General features: G+C 73.7%; 23 protein-coding genes. 9 read left to right on the top strand and 14 right to left on the bottom strand.

Going from position 1 to position 20,153, the window contains the following annotated elements; genetic code table 11:
• Positions 1-187 precede the first annotated feature (187 nt).
• The gene (locus L7D48_RS06330) at positions 188-1,450 is read left to right on the top strand and encodes a nucleotide sugar dehydrogenase (RefSeq protein WP_237877887.1); all 1,263 of its coding nucleotides are present in this window, start codon (positions 188-190) and stop codon (positions 1,448-1,450) included.
• A gap of 150 nt (positions 1,451-1,600) precedes the next feature.
• Here the strand turns inward: L7D48_RS06330 and L7D48_RS06325 are convergent, their stop codons facing one another.
• The 4 genes from L7D48_RS06325 to L7D48_RS06310 all read right to left on the bottom strand — a co-directional run bounded on the left by L7D48_RS06325 (position 1,601) and on the right by L7D48_RS06310 (position 6,153).
• The gene (locus L7D48_RS06325; protein WP_237877886.1) at positions 1,601-2,710 is read right to left on the bottom strand and encodes a GuaB3 family IMP dehydrogenase-related protein; all 1,110 of its coding nucleotides are present in this window, start codon (positions 2,708-2,710) and stop codon (positions 1,601-1,603) included.
• 124 nt (positions 2,711-2,834) lie between these two features.
• Positions 2,835-4,355 carry an IMP dehydrogenase gene (guaB, locus tag L7D48_RS06320; RefSeq protein WP_237877885.1) on the bottom strand — a complete coding sequence of 507 codons (1,521 nt, stop codon included), beginning with the start codon at positions 4,353-4,355 and terminating at the stop codon, positions 2,835-2,837.
• Between the two features lie 184 nt (positions 4,356-4,539).
• On the bottom strand, positions 4,540-5,136 hold the full coding sequence (locus tag L7D48_RS06315) for a sigma-70 family RNA polymerase sigma factor (protein ID WP_277347750.1): 597 nt from the start codon (positions 5,134-5,136) through the stop codon (positions 4,540-4,542).
• A 405-nt stretch (positions 5,137-5,541) separates the two neighbouring features.
• A complete protein-coding gene (locus L7D48_RS06310; RefSeq protein ID WP_003948568.1) occupies positions 5,542-6,153 on the bottom strand; it encodes a response regulator transcription factor in 612 nt (203 codons plus the stop codon).
• Between the two features lie 387 nt (positions 6,154-6,540).
• Between L7D48_RS06310 and L7D48_RS06305 the strand changes: the two genes are divergently transcribed.
• Positions 6,541-6,846: a WhiB family transcriptional regulator gene (locus L7D48_RS06305; protein WP_093660691.1), complete on the top strand. Its 306-nt coding sequence runs from the start codon at positions 6,541-6,543 to the stop codon at positions 6,844-6,846.
• Between the two features lie 131 nt (positions 6,847-6,977).
• Here L7D48_RS06305 and L7D48_RS06300 read toward each other — a convergent pair whose 3' ends face one another.
• The gene (locus L7D48_RS06300; RefSeq protein ID WP_237877884.1) at positions 6,978-7,898 is read right to left on the bottom strand and encodes a LysR family transcriptional regulator; all 921 of its coding nucleotides are present in this window, start codon (positions 7,896-7,898) and stop codon (positions 6,978-6,980) included.
• A gap of 79 nt (positions 7,899-7,977) precedes the next feature.
• Between L7D48_RS06300 and L7D48_RS06295 the strand changes: the two genes are divergently transcribed.
• Together L7D48_RS06295 and L7D48_RS06290 are read left to right on the top strand one after the other, a co-directional pair.
• Entirely contained in the window at positions 7,978-8,667 is a 690-nt protein-coding gene (locus L7D48_RS06295; RefSeq protein WP_237877883.1) for an MOSC domain-containing protein, read from the top strand.
• Positions 8,668-8,714: 47 nt separating this feature from the next.
• Entirely contained in the window at positions 8,715-9,485 is a 771-nt protein-coding gene (locus L7D48_RS06290; RefSeq protein WP_237877882.1) for an SDR family oxidoreductase, read from the top strand.
• Between the two features lie 125 nt (positions 9,486-9,610).
• Here the strand turns inward: L7D48_RS06290 and groL are convergent, their stop codons facing one another.
• Positions 9,611-11,236 carry a chaperonin GroEL gene (groL, locus tag L7D48_RS06285; RefSeq protein WP_237877881.1) on the bottom strand — a complete coding sequence of 542 codons (1,626 nt, stop codon included), beginning with the start codon at positions 11,234-11,236 and terminating at the stop codon, positions 9,611-9,613.
• A gap of 106 nt (positions 11,237-11,342) precedes the next feature.
• Positions 11,343-11,654 (bottom strand): co-chaperone GroES, encoded by a 312-nt coding sequence (gene groES / locus L7D48_RS06280; protein ID WP_093660681.1) that lies wholly within the window; start codon positions 11,652-11,654, stop codon positions 11,343-11,345.
• 258 nt (positions 11,655-11,912) lie between these two features.
• On the opposite strand from groES, the gene L7D48_RS06275 reads away from it, so the two are divergent.
• The 3 genes from L7D48_RS06275 to L7D48_RS06265 all read left to right on the top strand — a co-directional run bounded on the left by L7D48_RS06275 (position 11,913) and on the right by L7D48_RS06265 (position 14,126).
• Positions 11,913-12,491: a Uma2 family endonuclease gene (locus L7D48_RS06275; protein ID WP_237877880.1), complete on the top strand. Its 579-nt coding sequence runs from the start codon at positions 11,913-11,915 to the stop codon at positions 12,489-12,491.
• Between the two features lie 7 nt (positions 12,492-12,498).
• On the top strand, positions 12,499-13,701 hold the full coding sequence (locus L7D48_RS06270) for a class I SAM-dependent methyltransferase (protein ID WP_237877879.1): 1,203 nt from the start codon (positions 12,499-12,501) through the stop codon (positions 13,699-13,701).
• Between the two features lie 80 nt (positions 13,702-13,781).
• Entirely contained in the window at positions 13,782-14,126 is a 345-nt protein-coding gene (locus L7D48_RS06265; RefSeq protein WP_308312223.1) for a hypothetical protein, read from the top strand.
• 14 nt (positions 14,127-14,140) lie between these two features.
• Here L7D48_RS06265 and L7D48_RS06260 read toward each other — a convergent pair whose 3' ends face one another.
• The 4 genes from L7D48_RS06260 to tsaB all read right to left on the bottom strand — a co-directional run bounded on the left by L7D48_RS06260 (position 14,141) and on the right by tsaB (position 16,812).
• Positions 14,141-14,404: a hypothetical protein gene (locus L7D48_RS06260; protein ID WP_237877878.1), complete on the bottom strand. Its 264-nt coding sequence runs from the start codon at positions 14,402-14,404 to the stop codon at positions 14,141-14,143.
• On the bottom strand, positions 14,401-15,534 hold the full coding sequence (gene tsaD, locus L7D48_RS06255) for a tRNA (adenosine(37)-N6)-threonylcarbamoyltransferase complex transferase subunit TsaD (RefSeq protein ID WP_237877877.1): 1,134 nt from the start codon (positions 15,532-15,534) through the stop codon (positions 14,401-14,403). Before tsaD ends, L7D48_RS06260 begins: the two co-directional genes overlap by 4 nt.
• Positions 15,527-16,054: a ribosomal protein S18-alanine N-acetyltransferase gene (rimI, locus tag L7D48_RS06250; protein ID WP_237877894.1), complete on the bottom strand. Its 528-nt coding sequence runs from the start codon at positions 16,052-16,054 to the stop codon at positions 15,527-15,529. Before rimI ends, tsaD begins: the two co-directional genes overlap by 8 nt.
• 68 nt (positions 16,055-16,122) lie before the next feature.
• Entirely contained in the window at positions 16,123-16,812 is a 690-nt protein-coding gene (tsaB, locus tag L7D48_RS06245) for a tRNA (adenosine(37)-N6)-threonylcarbamoyltransferase complex dimerization subunit type 1 TsaB (protein WP_237877876.1), read from the bottom strand.
• A 167-nt stretch (positions 16,813-16,979) separates the two neighbouring features.
• Here tsaB and L7D48_RS06240 point away from each other — a divergent pair, with 167 nt between their 5' ends.
• On the top strand, positions 16,980-17,582 hold the full coding sequence (locus L7D48_RS06240) for a hypothetical protein (protein ID WP_237877875.1): 603 nt from the start codon (positions 16,980-16,982) through the stop codon (positions 17,580-17,582).
• A gap of 196 nt (positions 17,583-17,778) precedes the next feature.
• Positions 17,779-18,267 (top strand): DUF6328 family protein, encoded by a 489-nt coding sequence (locus tag L7D48_RS06235; protein WP_237877893.1) that lies wholly within the window; start codon positions 17,779-17,781, stop codon positions 18,265-18,267.
• Positions 18,268-18,315: 48 nt separating this feature from the next.
• Here the strand turns inward: L7D48_RS06235 and L7D48_RS06230 are convergent, their stop codons facing one another.
• From L7D48_RS06230 to L7D48_RS06220, 3 genes are all read right to left on the bottom strand, one after another.
• Positions 18,316-18,528, bottom strand: coding sequence for a hypothetical protein (locus L7D48_RS06230; RefSeq protein ID WP_237877896.1), 213 nt, complete (start codon positions 18,526-18,528; stop codon positions 18,316-18,318).
• A gap of 194 nt (positions 18,529-18,722) precedes the next feature.
• Positions 18,723-19,244 (bottom strand): tRNA (adenosine(37)-N6)-threonylcarbamoyltransferase complex ATPase subunit type 1 TsaE, encoded by a 522-nt coding sequence (tsaE, locus tag L7D48_RS06225; RefSeq protein WP_237877892.1) that lies wholly within the window; start codon positions 19,242-19,244, stop codon positions 18,723-18,725.
• Positions 19,245-19,308: 64 nt separating this feature from the next.
• On the bottom strand, positions 19,309-20,153 hold an 845-nt coding region (locus L7D48_RS06220), incomplete at its 5' end, for an alpha/beta fold hydrolase (protein WP_237877874.1).

Raw genomic sequence — 20,153 nt, 5'->3', positions numbered from 1 at the left:
TGTCCGTACGCCTGTCCGTACCCGCCCTGGCACCTACCCGTTCGTCCGCCGATCGCACGACTTCGACCCGGGCGGACACCGCTCCGCACGCAATCCACCATATCTGTCATATATGCGCTTAACCTGACATCGCCCCACAAGCCAGCCAGCCCCACGACTCCGCCGACGGGGGAAGGGACGCCGCCTCATGCCCGCAGATCTCGCCGTCCTCGGTCTGGGTCATCTGGGTCTTCCCGCGGCCCAGGCCGCCACGGCCGCCGGTATCCGCACCATCGGCTACGACCCCGACGAGCACGCCGTGCGCGAACTGGGCGCCGGCCGCCCGCCGGCGGGCGGCGGGCTGTCGGCGGCCGAGGTGCGCAAGATGGCCTCGGCCGGCTTCCGCGCCACCTCGGACCCGTCCGTGCTGGGCCGGGTCCGCACCGCCCTGATCTGCGCCCCCACCCCGCAGGGCGAGGACCGCGCCCCGGACCTGGGCGCGGTACGGGCGGCGGCCCTCACCCTCGGTGAGCGGCTGCGCCCGCGGACCACGGTCGTGGTGGAGTCCGCCGTCCACCCCGGCGGCACCGAGGAGTACGTCGCCCCGCTGCTGGAGAAGGCCTCGGGACTGCGGGCCGGGTACGACTTCCACCTCGCCTGCGCCCCCTCCCGCCTCGACCCCGGCAACCGCTCCCACGGGTACGCCAACACCCCGCGGGTGATCGGCGGGCTGACCCCGGCCTGCACGGAGGCCGCCGCCGCCTTCTACGGGCGGCTGGTCGAGAAGGTGGTGCGGGCCCGCGGGCTGCGCGAGGCCGAGACGACGGCGGTGCTGGAGACCAACTTCCGGCATGTGAACATCGCCCTGGTCAACGAGATGGCCGTGCTCTGCCACGACCTCGGCGTGGACCTGTGGGACGTGATCCGCTGCGCGGAGACCAAGCCGTTCGGCTTCCAGGCCTTCCGGCCGGGCCCGGGCGTGGGCGGCCACGGCGTCCCCGTCGATCCCGCCTGCCTGGACCGCGCGGGGCGCACCCCGGGCTACCCGCTGCGCCTGGTCGAGGTCGCCCGGGAGGCCAACGCCCGGATGCCGCGCTACGTGGCCCAGCGCGCGGCGACCCTGCTCAACGAGCACGGCAAGTCGGCCCGCGGCGCCCGCGTCCTGCTGCTGGGCGTCACCTACAAGCCCGACCTGGCCGACCGGACCGGCTCCCCCGCCCCCGAGATCGCCCTGCGGCTGATGGAGCTGGGGGCGCAGATCGGCTACCACGATCCGCACGTGCCGCAGTGGCGGGTGGCCGGCCGTCCCGTCCCGCGCGCCGACTCCCTCTACGAGGCCGCCGCCGCGGCCGACCTCACCCTGCTCCTCCAGCACCACCGCGTCTACGACCTGCAGAGCCTGTCGGCCAAGGCCCAGCTCCTGCTGGACACCCGCGGCGCCAGCCCGACGGGGGCGGCCCACCGGCTGTGACGCGCGCGCCCGGCCCGGCCGGCGCGCACACGGAAAGGGGCCGGGCCCGGTGGACGCACCACCGGGCCCGGCCCCTTTCCGCCGTACGGGTCCCGTCGCACGAGTCCCGCCGTACGGGTTCAGCCGTACGCGCGCCCCACGCCCCCGCGCTCAGCGGGAGACGGTGACCTCCACGCGCTGGAACTCCTTGAGCTCCGAGTAGCCCGTGGTGGCCATCGCCCGGCGCAGGGCACCGAAGAAGTTCATGTGGCCCTCGGGGCTGTGCGAGGGGCCGAGCAGGATCTCCTCGGTGGTCCCGACCGTGCCGAGGTTGACGCGCCTGCCGCGCGGCACGTCCTCGTGGACGGCCTCCATGCCCCAGTGGTGCCCGTGGCCGGGCGCGTCGGTGGCGCGGGCCAGCGGGGAGCCCATCATCACCGCGTCCGCGCCGCAGGCGATGGCCTTGGGCAGGTCGCCGGACCAGCCCACGCCGCCGTCGGCGATGACGTGGACGTACCGGCCGCCGGACTCGTCCAGGTAGTCGCGGCGGGCCGCCGCCACGTCGGCGACGGCGGTGGCCATCGGCACCTGGATGCCCAGCACGTTGCGGGTGGTGTGCGCGGCTCCGCCTCCGAAGCCGACGAGCACGCCCGCCGCGCCGGTGCGCATCAGGTGCAGCGCGGCGGTGTACGTGGCGCAGCCGCCGACGATGACGGGGACGTCGAGCTCGTAGATGAACTGCTTGAGGTTGAGCGGTTCGGCCGCCGAGGAGACGTGCTCGGCGGAGACGGTGGTGCCGCGGATGACGAAGATGTCCACGCCCGCGTCCACGACCGCCTTGGAGAACTGCGCGGTGCGCTGCGGCGACAGCGCGGCGGCCGTCACCACGCCGGAGTCGCGCACCTCCTTGATCCGCCGGCCGATCAGCTCCTCCTGGATGGGAGCGGAGTAGATCTCCTGGAGCCGACGGGTCGCCGCGGCCTCGTCCAGCTCGGCGATCTCGTGGAGCAGCGGCTCGGGGTCCTCGTAACGCGTCCACAGGCCTTCGAGGTTGAGCACCCCCAGGCCTCCCAGCTCGCCGATGCGGATCGCGGTGCGCGGCGAGACGACCGAGTCCATCGGGGCGGCCAGGAACGGCAGCTCGAAGCGGTAGGCGTCGATCTGCCAGGCGATCGAGACCTCCTTCGGGTCCCGCGTGCGGCGGCTGGGCACCACCGCGATGTCGTCGAAGGCGTACGCCCGCCTCCCGCGCTTGCCGCGGCCGATCTCGATCTCAGTCACGTGCTGTGCCCTTCCTACGGTCTACGCCCCCAGTATCCCCGAGCGGGGCACCGGGGGCGCGCACCGGGTGAGCCGGCAGCGGTCACGGCCCGCCCGGGCCGTGACCGGTACCGGCCGGTCCGTCTCAGCGCCGGGAGTAGTTCGGCGCCTCGGTCGTCATCTGGACGTCGTGCGGGTGGCTCTCCTTGAGCCCGGCCGCGGTGATGCGCACGAAGCGGCCCTTCGCCTTCAGCTCCGGCACCGTCCGGCCGCCGACGTAGAACATCGACTGGCGCAGGCCGCCGACGAGCTGGTGCACCACCGCGCCCAGCGGGCCGCGGTAGGGGACCTGGCCCTCGACGCCCTCGGGGACGAGCTTGTCGTCGGCGGCGACCGCCTCCTGGAAGTAGCGGTCCTTGGAGTAGGACTTGGCCTGGCCGCGCGACTGCATCGCGCCCAGCGAGCCCATGCCGCGGTAGGACTTGAACTGCTTGCCGTTGATGAACAGCAGCTCGCCCGGCGACTCCTCGCAGCCCGCCAGCAGGCTGCCGAGCATCACGGTGTCGGCGCCGGCGACCAGGGCCTTGGCGATGTCGCCGCTGTACTGCAGCCCGCCGTCGCCGATGACCGGGACGCCGCTCTCCCGCGCGGCGAGCGCGGCCTCGTAGATCGCGGTGACCTGCGGAACGCCGATGCCGGCGACGACGCGGGTGGTGCAGATCGAGCCCGGCCCGACACCGACCTTGACGCCGTCGGCACCGGAGTCGATCAGCGCCCTGGCGCCGTCGCGGGTGGCGACGTTGCCGCCGACCACGTCGACCGAGGAGTTGGACTTGATCTTGGCGACCATCTCGCCGACCAGTTTCGAGTGGCCGTGCGCGGTGTCCACGACGATGAAGTCGGCACCCGCCTCGATCAGCGCCTGGGCCCGCTCGAAGGCGTCGCCGGCCACGCCGACCGCCGCGCCGACGATGAGGCGGCCCTCGGCGTCCTTGGCGGCGTGCGGGTACTTCTCCGCCTTGACGAAGTCCTTGACGGTGATCAGGCCCTTGAGCACGCCCTCGCCGTCGACCAGCGGCAGCTTCTCGATCTTGTGGCGGCGCAGCAGCTCCATGGCGTCCGCGCGCGAGATGCCCACCTTGCCGGTGACCAGCGGCATCGGCGTCATGACCTCGCGGACCTCGCGGCTGCGGTCGGTCTCGAAGGCCATGTCGCGGTTGGTGACGATGCCCAGCAGCTTGCCGGCCGCGTCGGTGACCGGCACCCCGCTGATGCGGAAGCGGCCGCACAGCTCGTCGGCCTCGCGCAGCGTGGCGTCGGGGCGGATGGTGATCGGGTCGGTGACCATGCCGGACTCCGACCGTTTGACCTGGTCGACCTGGTCTGCCTGGTCCTCGATCGAGAGGTTGCGGTGCAGCACGCCGACGCCGCCCTGCCGGGCCATGGCGATCGCCATGCGGGCCTCGGTGACCTTGTCCATCGCCGCGGAGATCAGCGGGACGTTCACCTTCACGTTGCGCGAGACGTACGAGGAGGTGTCGATGTCCTGCGGGGCCATGTCCGACTCGCCCGGCAGCAGCAGCACGTCGTCGTAAGTCAGCCCGAGTGCGGCGAACTTAGCGGGAACCCCGTCGGCACTGCTGGCACTGCCGACGTTGTCCGTCATGACGCCTTCCATGGCACCTTCCCCAATACTCTTGCCCGGCGCGGACGTCCATGCTAACGGGCTCGGGAGGAGCCCCGTACCGCCGCGGGATCCCGGCGGGACCGCCGCCGGAGCGCTCACCGGACGGCCGGACGGCCGGTTGGCCGGTTGGCCGGATGGCCGGATGACTGTGATCCGCCCCGGATCACTGCTCCGCGAGGGCGCGCAGCCGCGACAGGGCTCGATGCTGGGCAACGCGCACGGCCCCCGGGGACATTCCGAGCATCTGCCCGGTCTCCTCGGCGGTGAGCCCGACCGCCACCCGCAGCAGCACCAGTTCGCGCTGGTGCTCCGGAAGGTTGGCCAGCAGCTTCCTCGCCCACTCCGCGTCACTGCTCAGCAGGGCCCGCTCCTCCGGGCCGAGCGAGTCGTCGGGCCGCTCGGGCATCTCGTCCGAGGGCACCGCCGTGCTGCCCGGTCCGCGCATGGCGGCCCGCTGCAGATCGGCGACCTTGTGCTGGGCGATGGCGACCACGAACGCCTCGAAGGGCTTGCCGGTGTCGCGGTAGCGCGGCAGTGCGCACAGCACCGCCAGGCAGACCTCCTGCGCCAGGTCGTCCACGAAGTGCCGGGCGTCTCCGGGCAGCCGGGTCAGCCGCGTCCTGCAGTACCGCAGGGCGAGGGGGTGGACACGGGCGAGGAGGTCGTGGGTGGCCCGCTCGTCGCCCTCCACAGCGCGCCGGACGAGGGCACCGATCTCACCGCGGCCGTCGGCCGGGGATGGCGTCTCGTCGTCACGCATCGGTCCATGGTGCACCCGGCGCGGCCGTTCCGCCGCACCCCGTCCGTGGTTGTGCACTGAAGCGTTATGGGCAGGGGCACTCGCTGTCACGTCCCGCGCCCTCCCCTCACGCCCGGCCGTCACGTCCCCGAGGAACTCCATACATCCAGGATGCGGCACACCGGAGATTACGACACCGGCCCGTCTCCCGAAGGCCCCGCCTCCCGGTGCGGTCTCCCGGTGCTCCGGAACCGGCGGGGCGCCTTCGGGGCACGCACGGCGCCCCGCCGAGCACGCGGCCGCGCACCGCGCGTACGGGGGGCGGGGAGCGCGGCGGCTCCGCCGTTTCGGCGCCGCCGGCTGTCCGCGGTCCGGAGGACGGCCGGACCGGCGGACGGGCTCACGGCGGGACCGCTCCCGCGGGCGCTAGCGGACGAGACCCCAGCGGAAGCCGAGCGCCACGGCGTGCGCCCGGTCGGAGGCGCCGAGCTTCTTGAACAGCCTCCGCGCATGGGTCTTCACCGTGTCCTCGGAGAGGAACAGCTCGCGGCCGATCTCGGCGTTGGAGCGGCCGTGGCTCATGCCCTCCAGCACCTGGATCTCGCGGGCGGTGAGCGTCGGCGCGGCGCCCATCTCGGCCGAGCGCAGCCGCCGCGGCGCGAGCCGCCAGGTGGGGTCGGCCAGCGCCTGGGTGACCGTGGCCCGCAGCTCGGCGCGCGAGGCGTCCTTGTGCAGATAGCCGCGGGCGCCGGCGGCGACGGCGAGCGCGACGCCGTCCAGGTCCTCGGCCACGGTCAGCATGATGATGCGGGCGCCGGGGTCGGCCGACAGCAGGCGCCGCACGGTCTCGACACCGCCCAGGCCGGGCATCCGGACGTCCATGAGGATGAGGTCGGACCGGTCGGCGCCCCAGCGGCGGAGGACTTCCTCGCCGTTGGCCGCCGTCGTCACACGTTCCACGCCGGGCACGGTCGCGACCGCGCGGCGCAGCGCCTCTCGGGCAAGCGGGGAGTCGTCGCAGACGAGGACGGAAGTCATGATCGCCCTCCGCAGCTCATGCGCATCACCTTAGGCCTCCAGGGCTGGTACGAATCGTCACCTGTGCGGTTGACCGCCCCGGACATCCGTCCGGCACTTGTCTGTGTCAACCGCCTCCGCACACTCAACGACGGTCACCCGAAAGAGTTACGGTCTCCGGCGCCCGCTTTCAACACCCTACGTGATGGCGTCGACACGGAGGGGCTATCCCGCGCAGATCAGCAGCCGTGTCGTCATTTGCCCTGTTTGGCGGGTTTTCTTTTTATTACTCGCGTATGTCCCGAAAATCTCGAAGATGCATATTTACATCTACTCATACCGTGGATGTACGGTCGTGACTGTTCTCGACTGGTTCACCAGCATCAGTTCGCTTCGAGAGGACAAGCCATGGCAGATTTCTCCCGCCTTCCGGGTCCCAACGCCGATCTGTGGGACTGGCAGCTGCTGGCCGCCTGTCGAGGAGTCGACAGCTCGCTGTTCTTCCACCCCGAGGGGGAGCGCGGAGCGGCCCGCAGCGCACGCGAGGCGTCCGCGAAGGAGGTGTGCATGCGCTGCCCGGTCCGGGCGGAGTGCGCCGCCCACGCGCTCACCGTCCGTGAGCCGTACGGGGTGTGGGGCGGACTGACCGAGGACGAACGCGAGGAACTCATGGGCCGGGCCCGTACCAGGCTGGTCGGCGCGGCCGGGGCGTAGCACCGCTCCCCGCGAGCCCTTCCGAGTGCTCCCCCGGCGCCCGGCAGGCCCGGACGCCCCACGAGCCCGGACGCCCCACGAGCCCGGGCGCCGGACGGGCCGGGCGCCGGACGGGCCGGGCCCGTCCCGTGTCAGCGGCGGGCCGAGCCCGACAGCCGGTCCAGCATGGCCGCGACCGCCGGCACCCGGGCGAGGTCCGGCAGCGTCAGCGCCGCCACCTCGCGCCGCACCTCGGGGCTGATGCCCACGGTCCGCACGCCCCGGGGCCGTACCGACTCCACCGCGAGCTCCGGCAGCACGGCCACGCCCAGCCCCGCCCCCACCAGTCCCACCACGGCCGGGTAGTCGTCGGTGGCGAAGTCGATCCGCGGGGTGAAGCCCGCCCTCTCGCACACCTCCACCAGATGGCCCCGGCAGCGCGGGCAGCCCGCGATCCAGGACTCCCCGGCCAGCTCCGCGAGCCCGGCGTCCTCCCCCGCCTCCGCCGCACGCGCCAGACGGTGGCCCTCGGGGACCAGCCCCACCAGCCGCTCGGTCAGCAGCGGCCGCACCACCAGATCCCCCCACTCCGGGTCGCTCTCCACCGGCCCGGCGGCGTCCGGGTAGCGGTAGGCGAGGGCGATGTCGCACTCGCCCTCGCGGAGCGCCTCCACCGAGCGCGGCGGCTGCGCCTCGGTCAGCGACACCCTGGCCCCGGGGTACTGCGCGCGCATCGCGGCGACGGCCGCGGGCACGATCGCGGAGCTGGCGCTGGGGAAGGACACCAGCCGGACCCGGCCGGCCCGCAGCCCGGCGATGGCGGCCACCTCCTCCTCGGCGGCGGCCAGCCCGGCCAGGATCCCCGCAGCGTGCCGCACCAGCGCCTCACCGGCCTCGGTCAGGCGCGTCTCACGGCCGGCGCGCACCAGCAGCGCGGTGCCCGCGGCCTGCTCCAGGACCTTCATCTGCTGGCTGACGGCGGGCTGTGTGCAGCCCAGCGCGCGGGCGGCGGCCGAGAGCGAACCGGTGCGGGCCACCGCGCGCAGCACACGGAGATGGCGTGCCTCGATCACTCCCCCACCATAAGCGCCCCCGGCGGGGGACATCGGTGTCCGTTCGCTTCCTCGAAGGCGCCCTTCTAGTCTGCGCGGCATGCGGCTTCTCTCCGTGAACCTCGCCCGCCCCCGGTCCGTCGGCTACACCAACGCCCCGGGCGGCCTCACCGGCATCGACAAGCGCCCGGCCGACGGCCCGGTCGCCGTTTCCGCCCCCGGCTCCGGCGGCGGCAGCGGACTGGCCGGGGACGTCATCGGCGACCCGGTCTTCCACGGGGGCGACGACCAGGCGGTGTACGCCTTCGCCCGGGAGGACCTGGACGGCTGGGAGAAGGCCCTCGGCCGCGAGCTGCCCAACGGGGTCTTCGGCGAGAACCTCACCACCGCCGGCGCCGACGTCAGCGGGGCGCTGATCGGCGAGCGCTGGCGGATCGGGCCGGACACGGTGCTGGAGGTCTCCTGCGCACGCACCCCCTGCCGCACCTTCGCCGGCCGGCTGGGGGAGACGGGCGTCCTGCCGACGGAGCGGGGGGCGGGGTGGATGAAGGCGTTCACCCGGGCCGCCGCGCCGGGGGCGTACCTGCGGGTGGCCGAGCCCGGCGAGATCCGTGCCGGGGACCGGATCGAGGTCCTGCACCGGCCGGACCACGAGGTGACCGTCTCCCTCCTCTTCCGCGCCCTGACCACCGAGCGTTCGCTGCTCCCCCGCGTCCTGGCCGCCGGCGACGCGCTGGCCTCCGTCGCACGGGAGGAGGCACTGAAGTACACCGCGAAGTACGCCTCCTGACGCATCCGGCACACGGTCCACCGGCCCCGGCCGGATAGCGTGCCCGTATGACGACTGCACTGATCACAGGGGCCACGGCCGGTATCGGCGCCGCCTTCGCCCGGCGGCTGGCACGCGACGGGCACAACGTGGTGCTGGTCGCCCGGGACACCGAGCGGCTGCGGCGGCACGCCACCGAGCTGCACGACCGGCACGGCGTCGAGGCGTCCATAATCACCGCCGACCTGGCCACCGACGAGGGCATCGCGGCGGTCGAGGAGCGGCTCGGCGACCGGAAGCACCCGGTGGACCTGCTGGTCAACAACGCCGGATTCGGCAACAAGGGCCGCTATCTGGAGGTGCCGATGGCGGACGAGCTGCGCATGCTCAAGGTGCACTGCGAGGCCGTGCTGCGGCTGACCTCGGCCGCCGCGGAGAGCATGCGCGAGCGGGGCCGCGGCGGCGTCGTCAACGTGGCCTCGGTGGCGGCCTTCGTACCGCGCGGCACCTACGGCGCGTCCAAGGCGTGGGTCGTGCAGTTCACCCAGGGCGCGGCGCGGGACCTGGGGCCGTCGGGGGTGCGGCTGATGGCGCTGTGCCCGGGTTTCGTGCGCACCGAGTTCCACCGGCGAGCGGGGATGTCGGCACAGAGCGTGCCGGGCTGGATGTGGCTGAACGCCGACCGGGTGGTGGACGCCGCCCTGGAGGACCTGGCCAGGGGGAAGACGCTGTCCGTCCCGGACCCGCGCTACAAGGCGCTGCTGGGTCTGGCCCGGCTGGCGCCGCGCGGCCTGGTCTCGCGCGCCTCCTCCACCACCGGGCGCTTCAGCCCGAGGTGAGGGACGCGCCATCGCTCTTACGGCAGCCCCGGCCCGGTCCCGCACGGACGCGAAGAGGCCCGGTCCCCGTACTCCGGGGGACCGGGCCTCCTCGTACCGGCGGACGTACCGCGGGAGCCCGTGCCTCAGTGGGCGTGGCCGTGACCGTGGCCGGCGGCCTCCGGCTCCTCCTCGGCCGGCTTCTCGACGACCAGGGTCTCGGTCGTCAGCAGCAGCGACGCGATGGAGGCGGCGTTCTCCAGGGCGGAGCGGGTGACCTTGACCGGGTCGATGACGCCGGCCTTGACCAGGTCGACGTACTCGCCGGTCGCGGCGTTGAAGCCGTGGCCCTTCTCCATCTCGGCGACCTTGGAGGTGATGACGTAGCCCTCCAGGCCGGCGTTCTCGGCGATCCAGCGCATCGGCTCGACCAGGGCGCGGCGGACGACCGCGACACCGGTGGCCTCGTCGCCGTCCTTGCCCAGGCTGTCGCCCAGCACCTTGGAGGCGTGGACCAGCGCGGAGCCGCCACCGGAGACGATGCCCTCCTCGACCGCGGCGCGGGTCGCGGAGATGGCGTCCTCCAGACGGTGCTTCTTCTCCTTGAGCTCGACCTCGGTGGCCGCGCCCACACGGATCACGCACACGCCGCCGGCCAGCTTCGCGAGGCGCTCCTGGAGCTTCTCGCGGTCCCAGTCGGAGTCGGTGGTCTCGATCTCGGCCTTGATCTGCGCGACGCGGCCCTGCACGTCCTCGGCCTTGCCGCCGCCGTCGACGATGGTGGTGTCGTCCTTGGTGACGGTCACGCGGCGGGCGGTGCCCAGCACGTCCAGACCGGCCTGGTCGAGCTTGAGGCCGACCTCCTCGGCGATGACGGTGGCGCCGGTCAGCGTCGCCATGTCGCCGAGCATCGCCTTGCGGCGGTCGCCGAAGCCCGGGGCCTTGACGGCCACCGCGTTGAAGGTGCCGCGGATCTTGTTGACCACCAGGGTGGACAGGGCCTCGCCCTCGACGTCCTCGGCGATGATCAGCAGCGGCTTGGAGCTGTTGGTCTGGATGATCTTCTCCAGCAGGGGCAGCAGGTCCTGGATGGAGGAGATCTTGCCCTGGTGGATCAGGATGTAGGGGTCGTCGAGGACGGCCTCCATGCGCTCCTGGTCGGTGACCATGTAGGGCGACAGGTAGCCCTTGTCGAAGGCCATGCCCTCGGTGAAGTCCAGCTCCAGACCGAAGGTGTTGGACTCCTCGACGGTGATGACGCCGTCCTTGCCGACCTTGTCCATCGCCTCGGCGATCAGCTCGCCGACCTGCTTGTCCTGGGCGGACAGCGCGGCCACGGCGGCGATGTCGGACTTCTCGTCGATCGGGCGGGCGGTGGCGTGCAGGTCGTCGGAGACGGCCTTGACCGCGGCGTCGATCCCCTTCTTCAGGGCGGCCGGGGAGGCGCCGGCGGCGACGTTGCGCAGGCCCTCGCGGACCAGCGCCTGGGCCAGCACGGTGGCGGTGGTGGTGCCGTCGCCCGCGATGTCGTTGGTCTTGGTCGCCACCTCCTTCACGAGCTGGGCGCCCAGGTTCTCGTACGGGTCCTCGACCTCGACCTCGCGGGCGATGGTGACGCCGTCGTTGGTGATGGTCGGGGCGCCGAACTTCTTGTCGATGACGACGTTGCGGCCCTTGGGGCCGATCGTCACCTTCACGGTGTCGGCGAGCTTGTTGACACCGCGCTCGAGGGCGCGACGGGCGTCCTCGTCGAACTTCAGGATCTTCGCCATGGTTGCTTGGGTCCTCTCGGAGTCCTCGTCAAAGGAACCGCGCCCCGGCCCCGGACGTCTCGGACGCGGGTACCAGGGCGCGGATCACAGGCAGTCTTCGCGGTGCTTACTTCTCGATGATCGCGAGAACGTCGCGCGCCGAGAGGACGAGGTACTCCTCGTTGTTGTACTTCACCTCGGTGCCGCCGTACTTGCTGTACAGCACGATGTCGCCGACCTTGACGTCGAGCGGCAGGCGGTTGCCGTCCTCGAAGCGGCCCGGACCGACGGCGAGGACGGTGCCCTCCTGGGGCTTCTCCTTCGCGGTGTCCGGGATGACCAGGCCGGAAGCCGTGGTCTGCTCGGCGTCGAGCGGCTGGACCACGATGCGGTCCTCGAGCGGCTTGATGGCAACCTTGGAGCTGGTGGCGGTCGTCACGATCCGACCTCCCCCTTCGGAGATCTCGGCGGGGTTTGGATGTCTGGGGTGGCGACCTGGTAGATCCGTCGTCGCGGGTGCCGGATCTGCCCGTCGCTTGAGTTGGCACTCTCCATGGGGGAGTGCCAATGCTGAGACTATGACGGCGTTAGCACTCAGTCAACCGGAGTGCCAACGCACGGCGCGTTGCGCGCCGGTGCGCCGGTACGCTGACCCCGTACCGCGTCACAGGTGCCCGCCCGTCAAGGAGTACCGCCGATGACCGCAGAGCCCCTGCCCGACTGGTTCTACCCGCCGCCCGGCGGCTGGACCGCCGACGATCTGGACCGGATTCCGCCGGACGCCCCGCGCTTCGAGCTGATCGACGGAGCCCTCGTGATGGTGTCCCCGCAGACCTCGTTCCACGGCCAGGTGATGCGGCGGCTGTCCAACGCCATGGAACTCGCGGCCCCCCACGACCTGTGGGTCGAGTTCGAGATGACGATCCGACTGGGGAAGCGCCAGCGCCCGGAGCCCGACATCCTCGTCGTCAGCGGTCCGCCACATGACGAACGCACCGCGTACCTCCCCGAGGAGGTCGTGCTCGTCGTCGAGATCGTCTCCGAGGAGTCGGCCGTGCGGGACCGTGAGACCAAACCGCTGAAGTACGCCCAGGCCGGCATCCGCCACTTCTGGCGAGTGGAGAAGGAAGACCGCAAGCCAGTCGTGCACGTCTACGAGCTCGACGACACCACCGGCACATACGTCCCCACCGGGATTCACCGCGACAAGCTCGTCCTCCCGGTGCCTTTCCCCATGGACATCGACCTGACCACGTTGTACCGCGCGCCGCGGTGACGGGCCGATGAGCACCGACCCGGCCGTCAGCGACGCCCTCTCCGTCTTCCAGCGCCTGCTGACCGACGAGGGGCAGGCCCTGCTGGCGAAGCTGCGGTCCTACGACCCCGGGCGGGAGCTGGCCGTCGCCACCCGGCTGCGCCGCGACCACCCGGCCGAGCTGGTCTCGGCGGCCATCGCCCAGGCCCGGCTGCGGCAGCGGGCGGCGGCGAAGTTCGGGGCCGACGACGCGGCGCGGATGTACTTCACCCCCGACGGCGTGGAGCAGGCCACCCGCGCGAGCGTGGCCGCGTACCGCGCCGGCCGCTTCGCCGCCCTGGGGGTGCGGCGGCTGGCCGACCTGTGCTGCGGCAACGGCGGCGACGCCATCGCGCTCGCCCGCGCCGGGATCGAGGTCCTGGCCGTCGACCGCTCCCCGCTGGCCTGCGCCGTCGCCCGGGCCAACGCCGGGGCGCTGGGCCTGTCCGACCTGATCGAGGTGCGCTGCGCGGACGTGACGGAGGTGGACGCGTCCGGCTTCGACGCCGTCTTCGCCGATCCGGCCCGTCGCGGCGGACGCGGCCGGATCTTCGACCCCGAGGCGTACTCGCCGCCGCTGTCCTGGGCGGTGGAGGCCGCCCGGCGCGCCCCGCTCGCCGCGCTGAAGGTGGCCCCCGGCATCCCGCACGAGGCGGTGCCGCAGGGCGCGGCGGCGGAGTGGATCTCCGACGGCGGGGACGTGAAGGAGGCCGTGCTGTGGTTCGGCGCCGCCTCGCGCGAGGCGCCCCGGGTGCGCGCCACCCTGCTGCCCGGCCCCCGCACCCTGGACTCCGCCGGCCTGCCGGATCCTCCCTGCGGCCCCGTCGGCCGCTATCTGTACGAGCCGGACGGCGCGGTGATCCGCGCGCACCTGGTCGCGGAGGTGGCCGAGCTGGTCGGCGGGCACCTGGTCGACCCGACGATCGCCTACGTCGCCTCCGACGAGCACCGCCCGACGCCGTACGCGACCGCGTACGAGATCACCGACACCCTCCCCTTCAACGTCAAGCGGCTGAAGGCGCTGCTGCGCGAGCGCGGCGTCGGGGCGCTGACGGTCAAGAAGCGCGGCTCGGCGGTCGAACCGGAGGAACTGCGCCGGAAGGTGAAGCCGTCCGGACCGCACTCGGCCACGGTCTTCCTCACCCGCGCCGCGGGCGCCCCGACGATGCTGCTCGGCCACCCGGTCCGCTGACGAGGACACCCGTACGGGTGGTGGTCGCGCGTTCCGGTCCGCGAGGAGGGACGCGTTCCCTGCTGATCCCGGACTTCTACGTGAGACGGCGGAAGCCCGCCGAACTCGATGAGGCGTACCGCAGGGCGCACCGGGGCTGGTACTCCATCGAACTGCTCGCGCCGGCCGGGGAGATCACCTCCACCAACCACGAGACCGACACCGGCCCGAAGTACCGCGGCTACGCCGCCGCCGGGGTGCCCGTCCACGTGCTCGTCCACCGGCAGGAGAAGAAGGCGTACGCCTTCTCCGACCCGGTGCGGGAGGAGGACCCGGCCAGGGCCCGCTACGCGACACGGGTCGAGGTGGACCTCGGCCGGCTCCTCCCCCTGCCCGGCCCCTGCCCCGCGCTGGACACCGCTCCGCTGCTGGAGAGCCGGGACTGAGGCCGCGCGGCCGGTCACGGCACGTCGGCGTCCGCGCTCTCGAAGCGCCAGCGGTGGACCGGGCGGTGGAGCAACTCCTGCGGCGGTGAGGGCAGTTCGGGGAGTTCGGCGTCGTAGGAGGCGTCCCACCAGGTGATGACCAGGACGCGGTCGGCCGGGGCGGTGAACGTCTCGCGGCGCGGAGGCGCGGGGTCGAGAGCCTGGGCGCGGGCCCACTCCAGCAGTTCGGCCCCCCGGCCGTCCGCCGCGCGGGCCTCCCACATCAGGGCGACGGTCATGAGTAGAGGTTCTCCGCGCTCGTCTCGTGTACGTGGTCGTGGCCGTGGCTGTGGCCGTGCGTGTGCCCGTGCGCGCCGCCGTGGGAGGTGCCCGGGACGTGCGGTTCGGTGACCGGCAGGGAGGAGTCGGCCGACAGGTCCCAGTCGGAGGGGGCCCGGTCGCGGGCGACCATCTCGGCACCCAGGGCCGCGACCATCGCGCCGTTGTCGGTGCACAGCTTCGGGCGCGGCACCCGCAGGGTGATCCCGGCCGCCTCGCAGCGCGCCTGGGCCATCGCGCGCAGCCGCGAGTTGGCCGCGACGCCGCCGCCGATCATCAGGTGGTCCACCCCCTCGTCCCGGCAGGCGCGCACCGCCTTGCGGGTCAGCACGTCGGTGACCGCCTCCTGGAAGGACGCGGCGACGTCGGCGACCGGCACCTCCTCGCCCGCGCTCCGCTTCGCCTCGATCCAGCGGGCGACGGCGGTCTTCAGACCGGAGAAGGAGAAGTCGTAGGGGGCGTCGCGCGGGCCGGTCAGCCCGCGCGGGAAGGCGATGGCCTCCGGGTCGCCCTCGCGGGCGTAGCGGTCGATGACGGGCCCGCCGGGGAAGCCGAGGTTCAGCACCCGGGCGACCTTGTCGAACGCCTCGCCCGCCGCGTCGTCGATGGTGGCGCCCAGCGGGCGCACGTCGGAGGTGATGTCGGAGGACAGCAGCAGCGAGGAGTGGCCGCCGGATACCAGCAGCGCCATGGTCGGCTCGGGCAGCGCGCCGTGTTCGAGCTGGTCGACGCAGATGTGCGAGGCGAGGTGGTTGACGCCGTACAGCGGCTTGCCCAGCGCGTACGCGTACGCCTTGGCCGCCGAGACGCCCACCAGCAGCGCGCCGGCCAGGCCGGGGCCGGCGGTGACGGCGATCCCGTCGAGGTCGCTCGCGGCGACGCCGGCGTCCCTCAGGGCGCGCTGGATGGTGGGGACCATCGCCTCCAGGTGGGCGCGGCTGGCGACCTCGGGCACCACGCCGCCGTACCGGGCGTGCTCGTCCACGCTGGAGGCCACCGCGTCGGCGAGCAGCGTGTGCCCGCGCACGATGCCCACGCCGGTCTCGTCGCAGGAGGTCTCGATGCCGAGGACCAGGGGTTCGTCAGCCATGGGTCGTCGTTCCTTGGTGTTCCGTTGCGGGATCCGTCGCGAGGTCATGTGCCGGGCCCGGCGCGGTGTCGGGTGCGTGGCCGGCCGGGCGGCGCATCACGAGGGCGTCCACGTTCCCGGGCTGGTAGTAGCCGCGGCGCAGGCCGATGGTCTCGAAGCCGAAGCGCTCGTACAGGCGCCGGGCGCGGTCGTTGTCCACCCGGACCTCCAGCAGGACCTCGTGGCACTCGAAGTCGGTGGCGGCGGTGAGCAGCGCGGTGAGCAGCCGGGCGCCCAGTCCGGTGCCCCAGTAGTCGCGGGCGGCGGCGATGGTCTGGACGTCCCCGGTGCCGCCCGCGGCGGCGAGTCCGCCGTAGCCGACGACGCGGCCGGCGCCGTCCTCGGCGACGAGGTAGCGGCGGGTGGCGTGCGGGCCGCGCGCGTGGGCGAGTTCGGACCAGAACAGGGCGGGCGACCAGGCGTCGAGGGGGAACAGCTCCCGTTCCAGTTCCAGCACCGGTTCGATGTCCCACCAGCGCATCTCGCGCAGGGCGGGCGGCTGGAGGGCCTGCCCGGGGGGCTGCTCAGCGGGCTGCTCTGCGGGTGCGGTCACCGGGGCGTGACCACCTTGTAGTTGGCGGGCACCCTCGCGTCCGGGCGCCGCAGGTACAGCGGCAGCGGCGGCAGGAAGCCCCCGGCCTCACCGCCGTCGCCGGCGCCGGCCGCGAGGCGCTCGGCGGCCAGCGCCGCCAGCGCGGCCGCCGAGACGTGCTCGGGCAGGTCCTCGCGCACGCCGGTGAAGGTGTCCGCGTACAGCCGGGCTCCCATGCCCACCGCGGGAACGCCGGCGACCAGCTCGGCGATGTCGGCCGGGCGGTCCACGGCCGGATCCCCGAGGCGGGTGCGGGCGTCGGCGTAGCGCGCCCAGTACACCTCCTTGCGGCGGGCGTCGGTGGCGACGACGAAGGGGCCCTCCAGTCCGGCCTCCCCGGCGGCGTGGGCGATGCCGTCCAGCGTGCACAGGCCGTGGACGGGGATGCCGCGGGCGGCTCCGAGGGTCGTGGCCGTCATCAGTCCGACCCGCAGGCCGGTGTACGGGCCGGGGCCGACGCCGACGACGATGCCGGTCACGTCGCCGAGTGCGGCGCCGGCCTCGGCCAGGACGCGGTCGACGGCCGGGAGCAGCAGTTCGCCGTGGCGGCGGGCGTCCACCTCGTCGGCGGCTGCGAGGGTCCTCGTCCCGTCGTGCAGGGCGACGGTGACGGCGGGGGTTGCGGTATCCAGAGCGAGCAGGAGCACGCTCTCAGCCTACGGCGCGCCGCGGACCGCCGGTGCCCGCCCGCGGCACGGTGACCGCTACCGACTGCTACCGTCGGACTTACGATCACACCGGTCTCCCGAAGGGCTCCGACGGGGCTCCGGCAGACCGGCGGGGGAAGCGGCGAGTACCGGAGGCGGGCGAGACGGTGGCACGGAACAGCGCGGGTACGTTCGTGGCCGGGCTGACCGCGGCGGCGCTCGCCGTCGTCGGCTTCCTGGCCTACCAGGCGTCCGCCGCGCAGGACCGGCACGGACCCGCCGGTGAGCGCGGGGCCGCCGCGTCGGCCTCCCCCTCCCCCGACGCCGCGCGGAAGGACGCCCGGTCCCGCGAGGACCGCGAGAAGTCCGGGGAGAGCGAGGAGGCCGCGCTGCCGGCCGACTCCGGCGCCGGCGAACGCGTCGTGTACTCCCTGCGGGGCGACCGGGTCTGGCTGGTGGGCGCGAACGAGCGGGTCACCCGGACCTACCGCGTCGTCCCCGGTGCGGTGGACCCGCTGCCGGGCGAGTACACCGTGAGCGAGAGCGGCCGCACCGAGCGCGTCACCGGGTCCGACGGGGTGCCCGTCGCCCATGTGGTGCTGTTCACGCAGGTGGACGGGGTCGTGGTGGGCTTCAGTGCCGCCGTGGACGGCTCGCTGCCCGAGGGGCCGCCGAAGGAGGGCACGGGCGGCATCCGCTCCAGGGCCGCGGACGGCGAGGCGATGTGGCGCTTCGCCACGGCGGGCACGAAGGTCGTCGTCGTCCCCTGAGCCGCGGGCCTCGCAGGCCCGTGTTTGCCCTCCCCCTGTTCGAACAAACGGTGGACAGGCAGGCAAGCGGCTGGAAGTGGGGCGGAAGATGGCTCTCGGGACGGACAGGACGCCCGGTGGTGACGGGGACGGGCAGCGCGCGGACGCCGGGGACCGGGCGGCTCACGCCGCCCGGCAGGCCGGCGAGTCGGCCCGGATGGCGCGGGAGGAGCGCCGGGAGACCGAGAAGGAGCGGGCCGACCGGCGGTGGACGGAACTCCTTCAGGAGGTCAGGGTCGCCCAGATGGGCATCCAGATCCTGCTCGGCTTCCTGCTGAGCGTCGCCTTCACCGAGCGGTTCACCGACCTGGGGACCGTGGACCGCAACATCTACGTCGTCACCGTCGTCCTCGGCTCGGCCGCGACCGGCACCCTGATCGCCCCGGTGGCCCTGCACCGCTTCGTCACCGGGCACCGGATGAAGCCTCAGACGGTGGAGTGGGCCGCCCGCCTGACCATCACCGGGCTGGTCCTGCTGCTGTGCACGGTCACCTGCGCCCTGCTGCTGATCCTGCGCGTGGTGCTGCACAACGGCCTGGCCTGGTGGATCGTCGGCGCGCTGTTCATGTGGTTCGTGGGCGCCTGGTTCCTGCTGCCGGCCTGGGCGCGCCGCGTCGGGCCGAGGCAGATGCGGCAGGAGGGGTAGCGGCCGGGGGCACCGCTCCGGTGTCCCCTTCCGCCTCCGTACGGACCCTCAGGCCGCCTCGGCCCGGGGGTCCTCGTCGTCCGGGCGCTCTCCGGCGGCGGTGCGGCGCTCGGGGGCCGGCGGTGTGGAGACCGCGTCGGCCGCGGCGCACGAGGCCAGCAGGTCGCGCATCGGCACCGCTCCGGCACCCGACAGGTGCCCGGACGCGCCGGCGGGCGCGTCCTGCGCGGTCGCTTCGGGCTCTCGCCTCTCTGCCTCCATGGGTCCTCCCGTGGCTCATGGGGCGGGAGTGGTAAGGCGTACCTAACCACCCCTTCCGGCCTCCATGTGAACACGCCGGAGGGACCGTGCGCAACATCTTGCCGACACGGTGTCGGAACCCGGGCCCCCGGGCCCGTGTCCCGGCCCGGTACGCGGCGCGTACCGGGCGGGGCGCGGTCCGTGCGGGCTTCCCCCTACACGCTCTCCCCGGGCTCCGCGAGGACGGACAGGTCATGCTCGGACCAGCGCCCGCCGACGCCGGTCACCGTCACCGTCCGCACGTCGTCCCCGGAGCCGTCCTCCGTGCCGTCCCCGGAGCCGCCGGCCGCCTCCGCCGCCGCGCCGGCCGGATCCGCTCCCACGGACCGCTCGATGACCACGTGCAGCCGGTCCTCCGACAGCTCCTCGACCTTCCCCTCGCCCCACTCCACGACCACCACCGACTCCGGCAGCGAGACGTCGAGGTCCAGGTCCTCCATCTCCTCCAGGCCGCCGCCGAGCCGGTAGGCGTCCACGTGCACCAGCGCGGGCCCGCCGCCGAGCGGGGGGTGGACCCGGGCGATGACGAAGGTGGGCGAGGTGACCGCGCCGCGCACGTCCAGCCCCTCGCCCAGTCCGCGGGTGAGGGTGGTCTTGCCCGCGCCCAGCTCGCCGGTGAGCAGGACGAGGTCGCCGGGCCGCAGCAGCCGGGCCAGCCTCCGGCCCAGCTCCCGCATCCGGTCGGGGGTCGCGACGCGGACCCTCACGGTCCGTTCGAAGCCCCGGAGGCCGGGGGACTCGTCAGGACTCGGGGGGCTCTGCCGGCTCTCCGGGGCGGCCCCGGGGGCGGTCCCCGCGGCCCGGTGGTGCGGTGTGTCCATGGGTGTGGATGGTACGCGTCAGCAGCTCGGCCAGGCGGTCGCCGACCGCCTCGGGGTGCTCCAGCATCACCAGGTGTCCCGCGCCCTCCACGACCACCAGGTCCGCGTGCGGCAGCACACCGGCCATCGCCTCGCTGTGCTCGCGCGGGGTGAGCAGGTCGCGGTCGCCGGTGAGGATCAGCGCGGGACGCCCTTCCCCGAAGGCGGCCAGCGCGGCGGTCTTGTCGTGCTCGGCGAAGGCGGGGTAGAAGTCGGCGACCACGTCGACCGGCACCGACTCGATCAGCCGCTCCGCGAAGCGCGCCACCCCCGGGTCCACGTCGCGGCCGCCGAACGAGTACCGCTTGACCAGTCCCGTGAAGAGGTCGGCGGTCGCCCGCCGTCCGCGCTCCACCAGATCGGCCCGCGCGGCCAGTGTCCTGAGCACCCCCGGCGCCATCCGCCGCAGCGCCCGGGCCCCGGCGGCGGGCAGTCCGAAGGTCACCTCCGTGAGGTTGCCCGCCGAGGTGCCCAGCAGGGCCACCGCGGCGACGCGCTCGGCGACGTACCCGGGATGGTGGTGGGCGAGCGCCATCACCGTCATCCCGCCCATCGAGTGGCCGACGAGGACGACCGGCCCGGTGGGGACGGCGGCGTCGAGCACCGCCTTCAGATCGCGTCCGAGCCGGTCGATGGTGACCGTCTCGCCGGCCCGCCCGCGCCCGGAGCGGCCGTGGCCGCGCTGGTCCCAGTAGACGGCGCGCAGGGCGGGGGTGGGGGGCGCGG

The organism is Streptomyces sp. ICN903 (genome assembly GCF_022015835.1).
Lineage (GTDB): Bacteria > Actinomycetota > Actinomycetes > Streptomycetales > Streptomycetaceae > Streptomyces > Streptomyces fenghuangensis.
This window is presented reverse-complemented; position numbering and strand designations above follow the sequence as displayed.

Excerpts from the sequence above, each read along its gene's own strand:
- L7D48_RS06230 (WP_237877896.1), bottom strand. The coding sequence starts at position 18,528 with ATGGAGGCAGAGAGGCGAGAGCCCGAAGCGACCGCGCAGGACGCGCCC.
- tsaE (WP_237877892.1), bottom strand. The coding sequence starts at position 19,244 with ATGCGGGAGCTGGGCCGGAGGCTGGCCCGGCTGCTGCGGCCCGGCGAC.
- L7D48_RS06310 (WP_003948568.1), bottom strand. The coding sequence starts at position 6,153 with ATGACTTCCGTCCTCGTCTGCGACGACTCCCCGCTTGCCCGAGAGGCG.
- groL (WP_237877881.1), bottom strand. The coding sequence starts at position 11,236 with ATGGCGAAGATCCTGAAGTTCGACGAGGACGCCCGTCGCGCCCTCGAG.
- L7D48_RS06290 (WP_237877882.1), top strand. The coding sequence starts at position 8,715 with ATGACGACTGCACTGATCACAGGGGCCACGGCCGGTATCGGCGCCGCC.
- rimI (WP_237877894.1), bottom strand. The coding sequence starts at position 16,054 with ATGCGCTGGTGGGACATCGAACCGGTGCTGGAACTGGAACGGGAGCTG.
- L7D48_RS06330 (WP_237877887.1), top strand. The coding sequence starts at position 188 with ATGCCCGCAGATCTCGCCGTCCTCGGTCTGGGTCATCTGGGTCTTCCC.
- L7D48_RS06295 (WP_237877883.1), top strand. The coding sequence starts at position 7,978 with ATGCGGCTTCTCTCCGTGAACCTCGCCCGCCCCCGGTCCGTCGGCTAC.
- L7D48_RS06275 (WP_237877880.1), top strand. The coding sequence starts at position 11,913 with ATGACCGCAGAGCCCCTGCCCGACTGGTTCTACCCGCCGCCCGGCGGC.
- L7D48_RS06235 (WP_237877893.1), top strand. The coding sequence starts at position 17,779 with ATGGCGCGGGAGGAGCGCCGGGAGACCGAGAAGGAGCGGGCCGACCGG.
- guaB (WP_237877885.1), bottom strand. The coding sequence starts at position 4,355 with ATGACGGACAACGTCGGCAGTGCCAGCAGTGCCGACGGGGTTCCCGCT.
- L7D48_RS06270 (WP_237877879.1), top strand. The coding sequence starts at position 12,499 with ATGAGCACCGACCCGGCCGTCAGCGACGCCCTCTCCGTCTTCCAGCGC.
- tsaD (WP_237877877.1), bottom strand. The coding sequence starts at position 15,534 with ATGGCTGACGAACCCCTGGTCCTCGGCATCGAGACCTCCTGCGACGAG.
- L7D48_RS06315 (WP_277347750.1), bottom strand. The coding sequence starts at position 5,136 with ATGCGTGACGACGAGACGCCATCCCCGGCCGACGGCCGCGGTGAGATC.
- L7D48_RS06305 (WP_093660691.1), top strand. The coding sequence starts at position 6,541 with ATGGCAGATTTCTCCCGCCTTCCGGGTCCCAACGCCGATCTGTGGGAC.
- L7D48_RS06260 (WP_237877878.1), bottom strand. The coding sequence starts at position 14,404 with ATGACCGTCGCCCTGATGTGGGAGGCCCGCGCGGCGGACGGCCGGGGG.